At 67.0% G+C, this 15,198-nt stretch carries 16 protein-coding genes; 4 read left to right on the forward strand and 12 right to left on the reverse strand.

All coding sequences use genetic code 11. From position 1 onward, the window contains the following. Positions 1–9 precede the first annotated feature (9 nt). Positions 10–189 carry a 50S ribosomal protein L32 gene (gene rpmF / locus SVA_RS09200; protein WP_096460943.1) on the reverse strand — a complete coding sequence of 60 codons (180 nt, stop codon included), beginning with the start codon at positions 187–189 and terminating at the stop codon, positions 10–12. Positions 190–215: 26 nt separating this feature from the next. After that, positions 216–731, reverse strand: a complete 516-nt coding sequence (locus SVA_RS09205; protein ID WP_169924041.1) for a YceD family protein — start codon at positions 729–731, stop codon at positions 216–218. Between the two features lie 151 nt (positions 732–882). Here SVA_RS09205 and SVA_RS09210 point away from each other — a divergent pair, with 151 nt between their 5' ends. From SVA_RS09210 to SVA_RS09220, 3 genes are all read left to right on the forward strand, one after another. Next, on the forward strand, positions 883–2,301 hold the full coding sequence (locus SVA_RS09210) for an acetyl-CoA carboxylase biotin carboxylase subunit (protein WP_096460945.1): 1,419 nt from the start codon (positions 883–885) through the stop codon (positions 2,299–2,301). Between the two features lie 9 nt (positions 2,302–2,310). Then, entirely contained in the window at positions 2,311–4,155 is a 1,845-nt protein-coding gene (gene oadA / locus SVA_RS09215) for a sodium-extruding oxaloacetate decarboxylase subunit alpha (RefSeq protein ID WP_096460946.1), read from the forward strand. A gap of 84 nt (positions 4,156–4,239) precedes the next feature. Further along, complete coding sequence (locus SVA_RS09220; RefSeq protein WP_096460947.1) at positions 4,240–4,815, forward strand: Maf family protein; 576 nt, start codon at positions 4,240–4,242, stop codon at positions 4,813–4,815. 84 nt (positions 4,816–4,899) lie between these two features. Here the strand turns inward: SVA_RS09220 and SVA_RS09225 are convergent, their stop codons facing one another. From SVA_RS09225 to SVA_RS09240, 4 genes are read right to left on the reverse strand one after another with little or no spacing between them, the layout of a single operon-like run. Further along, complete coding sequence (locus SVA_RS09225; protein ID WP_197703442.1) at positions 4,900–5,868, reverse strand: S49 family peptidase; 969 nt, start codon at positions 5,866–5,868, stop codon at positions 4,900–4,902. Further along, positions 5,861–6,235 (reverse strand): Rieske (2Fe-2S) protein, encoded by a 375-nt coding sequence (locus tag SVA_RS09230; protein WP_096460949.1) that lies wholly within the window; start codon positions 6,233–6,235, stop codon positions 5,861–5,863. Before SVA_RS09230 ends, SVA_RS09225 begins: the two co-directional genes overlap by 8 nt. Next, on the reverse strand, positions 6,208–6,873 hold the full coding sequence (locus SVA_RS09235) for an HAD-IA family hydrolase (protein WP_096460950.1): 666 nt from the start codon (positions 6,871–6,873) through the stop codon (positions 6,208–6,210). Before SVA_RS09235 ends, SVA_RS09230 begins: the two co-directional genes overlap by 28 nt. Then, entirely contained in the window at positions 6,857–7,804 is a 948-nt protein-coding gene (locus tag SVA_RS09240; protein ID WP_096460951.1) for an RluA family pseudouridine synthase, read from the reverse strand. Before SVA_RS09240 ends, SVA_RS09235 begins: the two co-directional genes overlap by 17 nt. A 405-nt stretch (positions 7,805–8,209) precedes the next feature. On the opposite strand from SVA_RS09240, the gene SVA_RS09245 reads away from it, so the two are divergent. Then, positions 8,210–10,459, forward strand: a complete 2,250-nt coding sequence (locus SVA_RS09245) for an Rne/Rng family ribonuclease (protein WP_096460952.1) — start codon at positions 8,210–8,212, stop codon at positions 10,457–10,459. Positions 10,460–10,462: 3 nt separating this feature from the next. On the opposite strand, the gene SVA_RS09250 is transcribed toward SVA_RS09245, so the two are convergent. The 6 genes from SVA_RS09250 to SVA_RS09275 form a co-directional block, all read right to left on the reverse strand. Further along, on the reverse strand, positions 10,463–10,939 hold the full coding sequence (locus SVA_RS09250; RefSeq protein ID WP_096460953.1) for a low molecular weight protein-tyrosine-phosphatase: 477 nt from the start codon (positions 10,937–10,939) through the stop codon (positions 10,463–10,465). A 2-nt stretch (positions 10,940–10,941) separates the two neighbouring features. Then, on the reverse strand, positions 10,942–11,679 hold the full coding sequence (gene kdsB, locus SVA_RS09255) for a 3-deoxy-manno-octulosonate cytidylyltransferase (protein ID WP_096462895.1): 738 nt from the start codon (positions 11,677–11,679) through the stop codon (positions 10,942–10,944). A gap of 85 nt (positions 11,680–11,764) precedes the next feature. Beyond that, positions 11,765–11,959: a Trm112 family protein gene (locus SVA_RS09260; RefSeq protein WP_096460954.1), complete on the reverse strand. Its 195-nt coding sequence runs from the start codon at positions 11,957–11,959 to the stop codon at positions 11,765–11,767. Further along, a complete protein-coding gene (lpxK, locus tag SVA_RS09265) occupies positions 11,952–12,938 on the reverse strand; it encodes a tetraacyldisaccharide 4'-kinase (RefSeq protein ID WP_096460955.1) in 987 nt (328 codons plus the stop codon). The genes SVA_RS09260 and lpxK overlap by 8 nt, the downstream gene beginning before the upstream one ends. 73 nt (positions 12,939–13,011) lie before the next feature. Continuing rightward, complete coding sequence (gene msbA, locus SVA_RS09270; protein ID WP_197703443.1) at positions 13,012–14,772, reverse strand: lipid A export permease/ATP-binding protein MsbA; 1,761 nt, start codon at positions 14,770–14,772, stop codon at positions 13,012–13,014. Next, on the reverse strand, positions 14,769–15,197 hold the full coding sequence (locus SVA_RS09275) for an ExbD/TolR family protein (RefSeq protein ID WP_096460956.1): 429 nt from the start codon (positions 15,195–15,197) through the stop codon (positions 14,769–14,771). Before SVA_RS09275 ends, msbA begins: the two co-directional genes overlap by 4 nt. Position 15,198 lies beyond the last annotated feature (1 nt).

Raw genomic sequence — 15,198 nt, forward strand, 5'->3', positions numbered from 1 at the left:
AGGCAAGTCTTACTCGCTCGAGGTGCCCGTCACCTTGCGTCCACGGTAATACCCGTCGCGGGTGACATGGTGACGGCGATGCGTCTCGCCGCTGGTCTTGTCGACGGACAACGTCGGTTTCGACAGTTTGTCGTGCGCGCGCCGCATACCGCGCCGGGAAGGTGTCACTCGGCTCTTCTGTACCGCCATATCGGCTCCTTAAAGATAAAACGACATCAGCGATCCGGGCGTTTGAGACTGCCCAATATCGCGAACGGATTGGGACGACCCGCATCCCTCTTGTCACTTCCATCCCGGACGGCCTTTCCGGCCCGGCAACGGTCCCGCGCGTGCATCGGCACCATCGGTAGCACCAGGAGAAGCTCGTCTTCGACAAGCTCGCTCAGCGGCACCGGCCGGTCGAAAACCCGCGCCTCCCCTGCCTCGACCAGCTCCGGGTGCTCTCCCGGCCGAAGCAGGACGAGGTACGGCTCGGCGCGCAGGTCCGCCTCCATCGGCTCGAGACAACGCTGGCAAGTCAACCGCACGCGCGTCTGGACGGTCCCGTGCATGATCCGCAGCCCGTCGCCGCCCGAGCGCTCGAACGAGAGGTCGATCATAACCGAGCCTTCCGGATCGAGGCACGCCTCGGCCAGTCGCGAGAGCGACCCGACCGGCGCCTCGGCCGTGAGGCGTTCGCCCTTGTCGGCGAGCTGAATCGGGTCGACCGTCGCTGGCCAGCCACCCAACATAGGGCGCGCATGATATATTCGCCGGTAACCTGTGTCAAAATAAGGCTTTTTATGGCCGCAGCGGGTTCGGCGCTTTGTTGACACCCCCTGCCGCTTTACGTAAAAGACGGGGCCGGGCGTTGGGCCAGCGCTTCCCCGGTTCGGAGCTTCCTTGATCAAGAAAATACTGGTCGCTAACCGCGGCGAGGTCGCGGTGCGTATCGTGCGCGCGTGCGCCGAGATGGGCATCAAGTCGGTCGCTATCTACACCGACGCCGATCGCCATGCCCTGCACGTCAAGAAGGCCGACGAGTCCTATAACGTCGGCCCCGACCCCGTGGGTGGCTATCTCAACGCCCACCGGATCGTGAACGTCGCGGTCGCTGCCGGCTGCAACGCCCTGCATCCCGGCTACGGTTTTCTGTCGGAGAACCCCCAGCTCGCCGAGGTCTGCTGGCGCCGCGACATCGTCTTCATCGGACCGAGTCCCAAGGCCATTCGCGAAATGGGCGACAAGACCCTGGCGCGCGAGGCGATGATCAAGGCCGGCGTGCCGGTCGTACCGGGCAGCGAAGGTAACCTCAAGAACGTCGCCGAAGCCGTCAAGCTCGCGAAAAAGGTGGGCTACCCCGTCATGCTCAAGGCAACGTCCGGCGGCGGCGGGCGCGGCATACGCCGCTGCAACAGCGAGGAGGAGCTGCGCCGCGCGTACGAGCGCGTCGTTTCGGAGGCGACCAAGGCGTTCGGCAGCGCGCACGTCTTCCTCGAAAAGGCGATCGTCAACCCCCGGCACATCGAGGTGCAGGTCCTCGGCGACAAGCACGGCAACGTGATCCATCTCTTCGAGCGAGACTGCTCCATCCAGCGGCGGCACCAGAAGCTGGTCGAGGTCGCCCCTTCGCCGCAGCTCACGGAGGACCAGCGCCAGACGGTCTGTGCGCTCGCCGTGCGCGCGGCGAAGACCGTGAACTACGAGAACGCGGGCACGGTCGAGTTTCTGTTCGACCAGGAAGGCAATTTCTACTTCATGGAGATGAACACCCGCCTGCAGGTCGAGCACACGATCACCGAGCAGATCACGGGTGTCGACATCGTGCAGGAACAGATCCGCATCGCCGAGGGCCAGCCTCTCTCCTATCGCCAAGAAGACATCCAGCGCCGCGGCTACGCCATCCAGTTCCGCATCAACGCGGAGGATCCCAAGAACGATTTTCTGCCGTCCTATGGACGCATCACGCGGTACTACGCGCCCGGCGGCCCGGGCGTGCGCACCGACGCGGCGATCTATACGGGCTACGACTTCCCGCCGCACTACGACTCCATGTGCGCGAAGCTCACCGTCTGGGCGCTCACCTGGGAGAAGGTGCTCGCGCGCGGCCGGCGCGCCCTGCTCGACACGGGTCTGCACGGCGTGAAGACGACGAAGCCCTACCACCTCGAAATCCTGAAGACGCCGGAGTTCCGCGAGGGGCGCTTCGACACCGGTTTCATCGAGCAGCATCCCGAGCTGGTAAACTACTCCATCCGACGGCCGCCGGCGGATCTTGCCGCGGCCCTCGCCGCCGCGATCGCGGCGCACCACGGCCTCTGACAATTCACCATGGCAAGCGCATCGAAGAAGGTTCACGTCACCGAGCTCGTCCTGCGCGACGGGCACCAGTCACTGCTCGCGACGCGCATGCGGACCGAGGACATGCTCCCCGTCTGCGACAGGATCGACCGGGCGGGCTTCTGGTCGGCGGAGGCCTGGGGCGGTGCGACCTTCGATGCCTGCATACGGTTCCTCAAGGAGGACCCGTGGGAGCGGCTGCGCAAGCTCAGGAAAGCCCTTCCCAACACGCCTATCCAGATGCTGCTGCGCGGGCAGAACCTGCTCGGCTACCGGCATTACTCCGACGACGTGGTCGAGGCTTTCGTCAAGAAGGCCGCGGAGAACGGCGTCGAGGTGTTCCGGATCTTCGACGCGATGAACGATTTGCGGAACCTCCGCACCTCCGTCGCCGCCGTCATCAAATCCGGCAAGCACGCGCAGGGCGCGATCTGCTACACGACGAGCCCGGTACACACCACCGAACATTTCATCGAGCAGGCACGCGAGCTCGCCGACATGGGCTGTCACTCGATCGCGATCAAGGATATGGCGGGACTCCTCACGCCGCCGCGCGCCGCGGAGCTGTTCGAAGCGCTCGCGAAGGCCGTGAAGCTGCCGCTGCACTTCCATTCGCACACCACGGTGGGCGTCGCCAACATCAGCATGTACAAGGCGGTCGAGCACGGCGCGCGCCACGTCGACACGACCATCAGCTCGCTGTCCTGGGGCACGAGCCATTCGCCGACCGAGAGCATGGTCGCGGCGTTCCAGGGCACGCCCTACGACACCGGTCTCGACCTGCCCCTCCTGCAGGAGATCGGCGCCTACTTCCGGGAGGTACGCAAGAAGTACCACCAGTTCGAGAGCGAGTACGCGGAGATCGACACCCGGGTGATCGTGAATCAGGTGCCGGGAGGAATGATCTCCAACCTCTCGAACCAACTGAAGGAACAGGGCGCGCTGAGCCGCATGAACGAGGTGCTGGCGGAAATCCCGCGCGTGCGCGAAGACCTCGGTTTCCCGCCGCTCGTGACGCCGACCTCCCAGATCGTGGGCACGCAAGCCGTCCTCAACGTCCTCACCGGTCAACGCTACAAGAGCATCACCAACGAGGTGAAGATGTACCTCCAGGGCCGCTACGGCCGGGCGCCGGGCCCGGTGAACGAGACCGTACGCAAGCTCGCGATCGGGGACGAGGAGGTCATCACCTGCCGGCCGGCCGATCGCCTGAAGCCGGAAATGCACCGCCTGCGGGACGAGGTCGGGGAACTCGCGAAGAGCGAGGAGGATGCCCTCACCTACGCGATGTTCCCCGAGATCGGACGGAAGCTCCTCGAGGAGCGGGCCGCGGGCACGCTCAAGCCGGAAGAGCTGAAGCCCCGCGGTGTCGAAGCGGCGCCGGGTACCGCGCCTGCCCTCGCCCCCACCGAGTTCAACATCACGCTGCACGGCGAGACCTATCACATCCACGTTAAGGGCGCGGGCCACAAGACCGAAGACCGCCGTCCCTTCTACGTCGTGCTGGACGGCGTCACCGAAGAAATCCTGGTCGAGACGCTGACCGAGACGGTGCCGACGGAGGCGGCGATGGTCGATACGCGGCGCGTCTCGCGCGGTTCCAGGCGCCCGAAGGCCTCGAAGGAAGGAGACGTGACCAGTTCCATGCCCGGCACCGTGGTCGACATCATGGTGAAGGCGGGCGACAGCGTGAAGGCGGGAGATCCCGTGCTGGTTATCGAGGCGATGAAGATGGAGAACGAGGTCCCGGCGCCGGTCGCGGGCCGCGTGAAGAGCGTGAACGTGACCAAGGGAGACAGCGTCAATCCCGACGAAGCGCTCGTCGAGATCGAGTAAGAAAACGTGAATCGTAGATGAGGGTGTCGAAAGCGCCCTGCGCTGCTCGTTCGTTCCTCATCCGCGGTTCAAGATCAACAGCCCATGAAACTCGTTCTGGCCTCCTCCTCGCCTTTTCGCCGCGAGCTGCTCGCGCGTCTGCAGCTTCCCTTCGAGGCGCTGGCGCCGGAACTCGACGAGACCCCTCAGGCAGGCGAGTCGCCCGAGGCGCTTGTCCGTCGGCTCGCCATCGCCAAGGCGCAAGCGATCGCGTTCCGCTGTCCCGATGCCCTCGTCATCGGCTCCGATCAAGTGGCGGTATACGACGGAAGCATCGTCGGTAAGCCGCACGGCCACGAGAATGCCGTGCGCCAGCTACGCAGCGCATCCGGGAAGAAGGTCGTGCTTTACACCGGGCTGGCGCTGGTCAACGCGAAAACGGGGCGCGTGCAGTGCGAAGTCATCACCTTCGGCGTGCAGTTCCGCGAGCTGACGGACGCGCAGATCGAGTCCTACCTGCGCAAGGAACAACCCTACGGGTGCGCGGGAAGCGTGCGATCGGAAGGTCTGGGCATCGCGCTACTCGAGCGTTTCGAGGGCGACGATCCGAACACCCTCATCGGCCTGCCGCTGATCCGTCTGGTGCGCATGCTCGAAAACGAAGGCGTGCGGGTGATCTGAGCAAGACGTCGGGACGGGAGCCGGGTCGAACATCCAGACGCGTGCGCGCGTCTCGTCCGGCGTCCACGCCACGCCGCGATAGCCCTACCTCAATCCCGGACGGCCGAGCACTTCGGTGCCGAGCACGCGCGCCATGGCGGTGCCGATACGGCGCGCGAAGCGGTCGAAGAGCGCCTCCTGGTAGGAAAAGTCCACGATGTCCTCCGCCCCGACGACCTCGCGGGCGACGAACCCGGCGCTGCCGAACTCGTCCACCAACCCGAGCTTGAGCGCCTCCTCCCCCGTCCAGAAGAGTCCGGAATAGATGGTTCTCGTTTCCTTGAGCGCCTGCCCGCGCCCGGAGCGCACGCGCTCGATGAACTGCTGGTGCACGCGTTCGAGCAGCTGCTGCGCGTGCTTGCGGTCGAACGGCTTGAGCGGCGAGAACGGATCGAGCATCGCCTTGTGCTCGCCGGCGGTGAGCAGCCTTCGTTCGATCCCGAGCTTCTTCATTCCCTCGACGAAACCGAAACTGTTCATCAGCACGCCGATGGAGCCGACGATGCTCGCCCGGTCGGCGTAGATCTTGTCCGCGGCGGCGAGCGCGTAGTAGCAGCCCGAAGCGCACATGTCCGTCACGACGCCGTATACGGGAATCTTGGGATACTTCGCCCGCAGCCGCTTGATCTCGTCGTAGATGTAGCCGGCCTGCACCGGGCTGCCGCCCGGGCTGTTCGCGCGCAAAATGACGCCGGCCGTGCCTTTGTCCTCGAATGCGCTTCGCAGGCCCGTGATGACGTTGTCCGCGCTCGCCAGGCTGTCGGCGGAAATCTCCCCGTCGAGCTCGACGAGCGCCGTGTACCGGGCCGCGAGGGCTCGGCCGCCGACGTTGTCGCCGATCAGCAGAAAGAGCATGAAAAGGAGATAGGCCGCAAAGAACAGCTTGAAGAAGATGCCCCAGCGGCGCGCGCGCCGCTGCTCCGTCAAGGTCGCGAAGGCGAGCCGCTCGAGCACGTCGCGCTCCCAGCCGGGTTCGCGGACCGCGCCGCCCGCCTCGTTCATGTTCTCAGTCACCGCTCACCCTCACTGCGGCATCCGCCGCCAGATACACGTAACTATTGTTTTCGAACGTCGCCAGCTTGACCAGCCCTCCGGTGCACGAACCGGCGACGCACCGGCCCGTGTCGGGCTCGTACAGCGCCCCGTGGGTCGCGCAGACGAGGTAGCGGGCCTCCGCGTCGTAGAAGCGCCCCGGTTCCCAGTCGAGCTCGAGCGCGCGATGCGCACACCGGTTGATATAGGCGTACACCGCGCCCCGATAACGGACGACGAAGGCCGACTGCGAGCCGCCTGCCCACTGCACCGTAAAACGCACTCCGGCCCCGCCGTCGGCCAGCGCGTCGGCCGCACAGATCAGGTGCGGCGCGGAGGACGCAGCCACGCGCACACCTCCGAGAACGTGTCGAGGCAGGCGAGCGGGTCGTGGTTGAGCAGCCGCGCCCGGTCGTGCGCGCCATAGCTCACCGCGATGCTGGAGAGCGACGCCGCCTTCGCCATCTCCAGATCATAGGTCGTATCACCGACCATCACCGCGCGCTCCGGCATGACGCCCGTGTGCGCCAGGATGTCGTACAGCATTCTGGGATGGGGCTTGGATCCGGCCTCGTCGGCGCAGCGTGTGGAGCAGAAGTACACCGACGTCCGGGTGTCGCGCAGCACGCGATCCAATCCCCGCCTGGCCTTTCCGGTGGCGATCGCCATGCGAAATCCGGCCGCGGCCAGCCCCTCCAGGCCCTCGCGCACCCCCGGAAAGAGCGGCATCTCGGTCTCGTCGAGGAACAGGAAGTGTTCGCGATACCGTTCCGCGACCCGCTGGCGGGTGTCCGCATCGGTTTCCGGCAGCAGCTCCGCCAGAGCCTCGTTCAGACCGAGGCCGATGATGTGGCGAACGCGGTCCTCGGTCGGGACCGGCAGGCCCAGGTCCGCGGCGGCCGCCTGAAAGCAGCGCACGATCTTGCGGGCGGAATCCATGAGGGTTCCGTCCCAATCGAAGACGATCAGGTCAAACGGCCGGTTCATTACGGAGTCCGTTCAGGAGTCGCGAAAGCTCGGGGGGGAGCGCCGCCTCTACGGCAATTCTACCCCTACCGGAAGGATGCGCGAACCGCAGCGAGGCCGCGTGCAGAAAGAGCCGCCGCAGGCCCAGTTGGCGCATCTCGCGGTTGAAATCACGATCCCCGTACTTGTCGTCCCCGGCAATCGGGTGGCCGATATGGGCGGCATGGACGCGGGCCTGGTGCGTCCGGCCGGTATAGAGGCGTATCTCGACCAGGGTGGCCGGACCAAAATGCCCCCGCGGGCTGAACCGGCTCGCCGCCTCCTTCCCCTCGGCGCGCACTTCCACTCGCCGCTCGCCTCCGCGCTCCGGCCCGCGCTCCAGCGCCGCCCTGACTTCGCGCGGACCGCCGCGCCAACGACCGCGGACCAGCGCGAGGTAGCGCTTTTCGACCCCTCCGGCGCGGAACATACGGTGCAGAGCAAGGAGCACGGAACGGTCTTTGGCCAGGATAAGGCAGCCGGACGTGTCCCGGTCCAGGCGGTGGGCAAGCTCGATCAGGGTGTGGTGCGGACGGAGCAACCTGACCGCTTCGATCAGTCCCACCGGGACGTTACTGCCACCATGGACGGCGAGCCCGGCCGGTTTATCGAGCACCAGCAGTTCGTCGTCCTCGTACAGTATCCGGTCATTCAGCCACTCGAACCCGGCTGCCGATACCGGTGAGGGTGCGGCGGCCGTCCGGACGGGAGGCACCCGGATCCGGTCGCCGGCCTCCAGCCTGTATTCGGGCTTCGCCCGGCCTCCGTTGACGCGTACCTCTCCTCGACGCAGCAGGCGATAAACGTGGCTGCGGGGCACACCCTTGAGGTGCCCCAGCAGAAAGTTGTCCAGACGCTGGCCAGCACGGGACTCGTCGATCTGGAGAAAACGGACGCCCTTTTGTTCGTCCACTAAGCTTTTTTCATGCAAGACGCCCGTTGCAATTGCCGCTCGCGGGGTTCGTTGATAAGATGCCGCGTCGTATATTCGATACGGTGTCAAGGGCTTGCGAGATTTTCCGGCCCGTGTCCCGTGTTGTTGTGTTTTCCGTATCGGCCTTACTTGGAGCCGTTACCGCCCGGCGAGCGCCGCCGCAGCGCACCCTTCCCGCTCTTGCTCAGGCCGCCGGGGATAAGAAAGGGTTTCGCATCCCTCACCCCTTAGTAGGGATGCACAGCGATTAGACGCAACGGGTTTTCCGCACCTGGCAGGGTTGAGCGCCCGTCCTCGGGACGCCGAGCCGCTTTCCCCGCGTGGTGCCTTAACCGCACAGACGCCGCCATGCGCGCGCGAACCCCGATGCGTCGGGGATTGTAAATGAAAAGAATACTTTTCAACGCAACTCATCCGGAGGAGTTGCGCCTCGCCATCGTCGACGGCCAGAAGCTCCTCGACCTCGACATCGAGTCCTCCACCTACCAACAGAAGAAGGGCAATATCTACAAGGCCCGCGTCACGCGGGTCGAGCCAAGCCTGGAAGCGGCGTTCGTCGACTACGGGACGGAGCGCCAGGGCTTCCTGCCCCTCAAGGAAATTTCCCGCGTTTACTTCACCGGGCACGACGAACGCACGCCGCTCGGCCAAGTCCGCATAAAGGACGTTATCAAGGAAGGCCAGGAACTCGTTGTTCAGGTGGATAAAGAAGAGCGCGGCACCAAGGGCGCGGCACTGACCACCTTCATCTCCCTGGCGGGCCGCTACCTCGTCCTCATGCCCAACAACCCCAAGGGCGGCGGCATTTCCCGCCGGATCGAGGGGGAGGAACGGGCCGAGCTGCGCGAAGCCATGGCGCACCTTACGGTACCGGAAGACTACTCGCTCATCGCCCGCACCGCGGGGATCGGGCGCTCGCCCGAGGAGCTCCAGTGGGATCTCGACTACCTGGTGCACCTCTGGGACGCGATCAGCAAGGCGGCGGCCGAGCGGCCGGCCTCGTTCCTGATCTATCAGGAATCCAACCTGGTCGTGCGCGCCGTGCGGGACTACCTTCGGCAGGACATCGGGGAGGTGCTGGTCGACAACCCCGAGATCTACGAGCGCATGAAGAAGTTCATGCAGCAGGTGGCCCCCCAGTGGCTGGACCGCCTGAAGCTCTACAAGGACGAGACACCCCTATTTTCGCGTTTCCAGATCGAGCACCAGATCGAGTCCGCGTTTTCCCGTGAAGTACGCCTGGAGTCCGGCGGAGCCATTGTGTTCGACAAGACCGAGGCGGTCGTCACCATCGACGTGAACTCGGCGCGGGCGACGAAGGGTGCGGACATCGAGGAGACCGCGCTGAACACGAACCTCGAGGCGGCCGAGGAGGTCGCCCGCCAGCTCCGGCTGCGCGATCTGGGCGGCCTGATCGTCATCGACTTCATCGACATGACGCCGGTGCGGAACCAGCGGATGGTGGAGCAGCGCCTCATGGACTCCCTCAAGGTCGACCGCGCACGGGTGCAGGTCGGTCGCATCTCTCGCTTCGGGCTGCTCGAGATGTCCCGCCAGCGCCTGCGCCCGGCCCTCGGGGAAACCTCCTCGCTCGTGTGCCCCCGGTGCGTCGGGACCGGCCACATCCGGTCCGTGCAGTCTTCCGCCCTCTCCGTGCTTCGCATGATTCAGGAGGAGGCGATGAAGGAAAACACGGCCGCCGTGCACGTGCACCTGCCGGTCGAGACCGCCACCTGGCTGCTCAATGAGAAGCGCCACGAGCTCACCGGCATCGAGTCCCGCATCGGCACGCCGGTCATGGTGATCCCGGACGAGACCATGGAGACGCCCCATTACCACATACGTCGTCTGCGCATGGACGAGTACGAGGCCGAGGCGGACATCCCCAGCTACGACATCGAGATCGTCGAGGAGGAAGAGGAAGAGGCGCCGCCACGCGTCGCGCCTGCCGCGGAAAAGCCGGTGATCGGACCGCTGACGCACGGAGCGGCGCCACCGGCGCCGATGGCGCCGGCCAGGAAACCGGCCGGACTTATCAAGCGCCTTATCAGCGGGCTCTTCGGCGGGGAGCCGGCCATCCCCGAACCGGCCCCCCGTCAGGCACCGCCAGCTCCCGCACGCGACCGGGGTCCGCGCGACCACCGTCGCCCGCCGCGCGTACCGAAGCCCGCGCCAACGGAAGCGGCGAAGCCGCCCCGCCCGCATCGCCCAAGCGCGCCGGCGGCCCAGGAGGCGGGTACCGGCGCGCAGGAGCGACGTGAGAGCAGTCGTCGCCGCGGCCGTCGCGGCCGTCGCGGACGCTCCGGCACCCGTCCGGAGACGGCGCCGCGCGCGGAATCCGGTGCCGATCAAGGGCGCGAGGCATCATCGCGGCAGGGGGTGCCCCCGCGCCGCGAACATCCCCACAGCGGCAACGGCCAGGCATCGCGGACACCCGAAACACCCTCTCATCCGGCCGAGAACGAAGGGGCATCGCCCGTGCCGACCCCGATCTCGACTCCGGCTGCACCGTCGCCGGCGGCTGCGCCTTCGGCTTCGCAGGTTCCCCGGCGGGAAGAGTCGGCGGTATCGCTGGTGCAGGTCGAGACACGGCGCGACGAAGGAAACGACCACGCCGAGGGCAAGACCGAGTAAGGGTCAGCGGGCGAGGCGAGCTCGCACCTCGGCCAGGAGACCTTCGGCCGCGTCCTCGATGAGATCGAGCACGCGGTCGAAGCCGCTTGCCGACCCGAAGTACGGATCGGGAACCGCCCGCTCGTCCGAGCGCGTGGCAAATTCCAGGAACAGGCGGATCTTGTGCTCGTGCCCGGGCGGACAGATGGCCCGCAGATGCGCGTAATTTTCGTGGTCCATGGCGAGCACCAGATCGTAGCGTTCCAGATCCTCCACTCCCGCCTGCCTGCCGCGGAGCCCGCTGATGTCGGCGCCGCGCCGAACCGCCGCGGCCTGTGCGCGCTCGTCCGGCGGCTCGCCGACGTGGTAGGCATGCGTTCCCGCCGAATCGATCTCGACATGCTCGAGAAGCTCCGCCTCCGCAACCCGCCGACGGAACACACCCTCCGCCATCGGCGAGCGGCAGATGTTGCCGAGACACACGAACAGCACTTTCACCATGCCTATCCCCGCTGGTTCCCGTAGGCTCTGCGAACACGCTCGAGGTCCTCGGGTGTGTCGACACCCGCCTCGGGCAGCTCGGCCGTTTCCACGACGCTGATCGTCTCGCCGTGCCACAGCACCCGCAGCTGCTCGAGCTGCTCGATGCTTTCAAGCGGGCACGGCGACCAGCCGCAGTAGCGCGCGACGAACCCAGCTCGATAGGCGTAGAGCCCGATGTGCCGGAACGCCTCGGCGGGGCCTTCCCCGTCGCGCGGAAACGGAATCGGCGCGCGGCTGAAATAGAGCGCGCGCCCCCTGGCGTCGCGCACGACCTTCACGACGTTCGGATTGTTGAATTCATCGACATGGCGCAGCCGGTGACAGGCCGTCGCCACCGCCGCCTCCGGGTCGCTCTCGAGCGCCTGCGCCACCTGGCGCAGGAGCGCCGGCGGCATCAGCGGTTCGTCGCCCTGCAGGTTCACCACGATCTCCCCGGACCCGATGCCCAGGTGCGCGAGCACCTCGCCGATGCGCTCGGTGCCGGAGCGATGCGACGCGGACGTCATGACCACGCGTGCGCCGAAACCCTCGGCCGCCGCCCGGATTCGTTCGTCGTCGGTCGCGATCGTGACGCTCGCCGCGCCGCTCGCGCGGGCGCGCTCGTAAACGCGCTCGATCAGCGGCTTCCCCGCCACATCAAGCAGCGGTTTGCCGGGAAGCCGGGAGGAGGCGTAGCGCGCGGGAATGACGATGTGCATGGCCGGTTTCAGGTCACAGGCGCGGGGCGCCAGGCTGGCGAGCACGCGTTGCGCGCCTTTTGCACTCGGAGCTCATCGCGTCGGACTAGGATCCGCCTTTCCGTTCGAGCTCCTCGTCCGGCACCCGCCGTGCCTCGTCTTCGAGCATCACGGGAATGTCGTCGCGTATCGGATACGCCAGCCGATCGGCCTTGCAGAGGAGCTCGGCCCGCGCCTTGTCGTAGACGAGCGGGCCCTTGCAGACGGGGCAAACGAGTATGTCCAGCAGTTTCTTATCCACGTCGAAGCTCCGTCAATCGGTTGTCGAGCCACTCGGCAAATCGCGGGTCGGGCGCGGCGGAGACCGCGAGATACCAGGCGTTGTCGAGCGGAAAGCGACTGCATTTTACCGCATCCTTTTCGGTCATCACGACCGGGCGGGCGTCCCCGAAGCGGAGATCGCCGGGGACGAAGGGATGATGATCCGGAAACGGGTGCTCGATGACCCGGATGCCGAGCGCCCGCAGGTGCGCGAAGAAACGCCCGGGGTTGCCGATTCCGGCCACGGCGTGCACCGTTTCGTCCCGGAATGCCGCGGGCGCGCGGTGCTCCTCCCCTCCCACCCGGTGAAACGCCGTCGGCTGCAACGTCATGCCCCACTCGCCCGCTTTCGGTTCGCCCTGCACCACACGTGCATCCACGCACTCGAGCCGCGCGAGCGGCTCGCGAAGCGGCCCCGCCGGCAGGCAGCGGCCGTTCCCGAAGCGGCGATCTCCGTCGATCACGGCGATCTCGAGGTCGCGTGCCAGGCGGTAATGCTGAAGACCGTCGTCGGCGACGACGATGTCGCAACCGAGCGTCTGCAGCCTCGCCGCGCCCCGCGGCCGATCCGGATCGGCGATTACCGGGCAAGCGCTTCGCCGGGCGAGCAGCACGGGTTCGTCGCCCACCAGACGGGCGTCGGTTTCGGGCAGCACGCGCTGGGGCCAGCACCGGGCCCGGCCCCCGTAGCCGCGGGTGACGATACCGGGGCGCCAGCCCTGCCGTTGAAGGCGCTGAGCGATCCAGAGCACGAGCGGCGTCTTGCCGGTTCCGCCGACGGTGACGTTGCCGACCACGATTACGGGGATCGGCAGGCGCGTGGTCCGGAACCAGCCCAGCCGATAAAGCCGTCGCCGAACCCGGACGGTCGCGGAAAAGAGGAGCGAGAGCGGGAGGAGCAGGCGGCTCGCCCAGCCGTCCGCCGACCATGTCCGCTCCCAGCGCCGGGCGGGCGTCATCGGTGGCCCGATTCCGGGCCGTTCGGCCGCGGACAGGATGCGGCTCGGCCCTCGTGGATCCCCCGGGTCATGCTCACGCCTCGGCGAATTGCCTCCGGTAGAGATTCGCGTAAACCCCTTCGCGCGCGAGCAGCTCCGCGTGCGTGCCGCTTTCGACGATCCGCCCCTTCGCGAGCACCAGGATGCGATCGGCGCGCTCCACGGTCGACAGCCGGTGCGCGATCACGAGCGTCGTGCGATTCTCCCGCAACTTGGCCATGGCCTCCTGCACGTACCGCTCCGACTCGGTGTCGAGCGCGGAGGTCGCCTCGTCGAGGATCAGGATGGGGGCATCCTTATATAAGGCGCGCGCGATGGCCACGCGCTGGCGCTGGCCGCCGGACAGTCGCGCGCCCCGCTCCCCGACCCGGGTATCCAGGCCCTCGGGCAACTGAGCGGCGAACTCGAGCACGTGCGCGGCCCGGACCGCGCGATCCAGCCGCGCCTCGTCGACCGGCTCGTCGGGGCCGTACGCGATGTTGCGGCGGATGGAGTCGTCGAAAAGCAGCGTCTCCTGACCGACGAGGGCGATGTGCGAGCGAAGGTCGGCAAGGCCGATCTCGTCGATGTTCACCTCGTCGACCCGGATCTCTCCGCTCGTCACGCGATAAAAGCGCGGCAGCAGCGCGGCGATCGTCGTCTTCCCGCTTCCGGAGAGGCCGACCAGCGCGAGGGTTTGCCCCGGCTCGACCGTGAACGAGATGTCGTGCAGCGCCGGCACCGCCGCGGTCGGGTACCGGAAATGGACGTGCCGGTACTCGATGCGACCCCGCACGCGCTCCAGCCGCACCGCGCCCGTGTCGGTTTCGGGCGGCTCGTCCAGCAGCGTAAAGGCGCTCTGCGCGGCCGCAAGCCCCGTCTGGATGACCTCGTTGATCTTCGTCAGCTGCTTGGCCGGATTCATGATGAGCGTGGCGGCGGTGACGTAGGACACGAAGACGCCGGCCGTGATGTCGCTCGACATCATCGCGAACTGGATGACGACGGCGAGCGCGACGACGGCGGTAAGCTGGAGCAGGCCGATGCCGATCGACGAGACCGCCACCTTGCGCATGGCATGCCGTCGATTCTGTTCGTTGGCCCTCCCGAAGGCGTTGATCTCCGCCTTTTCCCCGGCGAAGGCCTTGACCACGCGATGCCCCTCGGCGGCCTCGCGCATCACCTGGGAGATGTCGGCGACGCTCGCCTGAATCTGGTGGCTGGTCTTGCGAAAACGGCGGCTCATCGCCCGCATCAGCAGGGCCGTGACCGGCGCGAGCACCAGGAACAGCACCGTGAGGCGCCAGTCGAGATAGAACATGTAGCCGAGCAGCGCGATCACCGTGAGCCCGTCGCGAACGACCACCAGCACGGCGTCGGTCACGGAGCGCGAGATTTGCTCGATGTTGAAGATCAGCCGCGAGATCAGCCCGCCGGTCGGCGTGACGTCGTAGAACTGCGCCGGAAGTCGCACGAGATGGGCAAAGAGCGCCTGGCGCAGGTCGTACGTGACCCGCCGCCCGACCCAGTGGATCGAGTACTCGGCCAGGAAGTTCGCGAAGATCCGGACGAAGAAGATCGCGATGATCAGCGGCGGCACCAGCCGGATCATCTCGGGGTCCTTGTCCACGAGGCCCTGGTCGACGAGCGGGCGCATGAGGGCGGCGAAGGCCGCGCCCGTCCCGGACATCACGATCATTCCCGCCAGCGCGGCGAGGAAGACGAGCTTGTACGGCCACGCGTAGCCGAGCAGCCGGCGGTACAGCCTGAGCGAACCGGACAGATCCGACGCGCGAGCCTCGGGGCGGCCGGTCACGGTGTCGGCGGCTCGGAAGCGGGCTGCTGCGTCGCGAAGGTGAGCTGCGAGAGCCCCAGCCGGCGCGCGACGTCCATGACGCGCACGACGGCCTCGTGGGGAGTCTTCGCATCGGCCTGGATCACCAGGAGCGGCTCCTTCTCCCGCTCGACCGCCCGGGCCAGGGCCGTGCGCAGCGTCTCGGCGCTCGTGTTGAGGAGCTGCTGGTCGTTGATGAAGTACTGCCCGCGGGCGTCGATCGCGATACGCACGGTCGGCTTTTCCGCCGGCGCCTCGGCCGCAGCTTCCGGCAGGCGCACGCGCAACTGCGACTCCTTCGTGAAGCTCGTCGTGACGATCAGGAAGATCAACGTCATGAGCAGGACGTCGATCAGCGGGATCAGGTTCAGCTCCGGCTCGTCGTCCGACGTGCTGCGAAAGTTCATG

The sequence above is a fragment of the Sulfurifustis variabilis genome (assembly GCF_002355415.1).
In the GTDB taxonomy this organism is placed as follows: domain Bacteria; phylum Pseudomonadota; class Gammaproteobacteria; order Acidiferrobacterales; family Sulfurifustaceae; genus Sulfurifustis; species Sulfurifustis variabilis.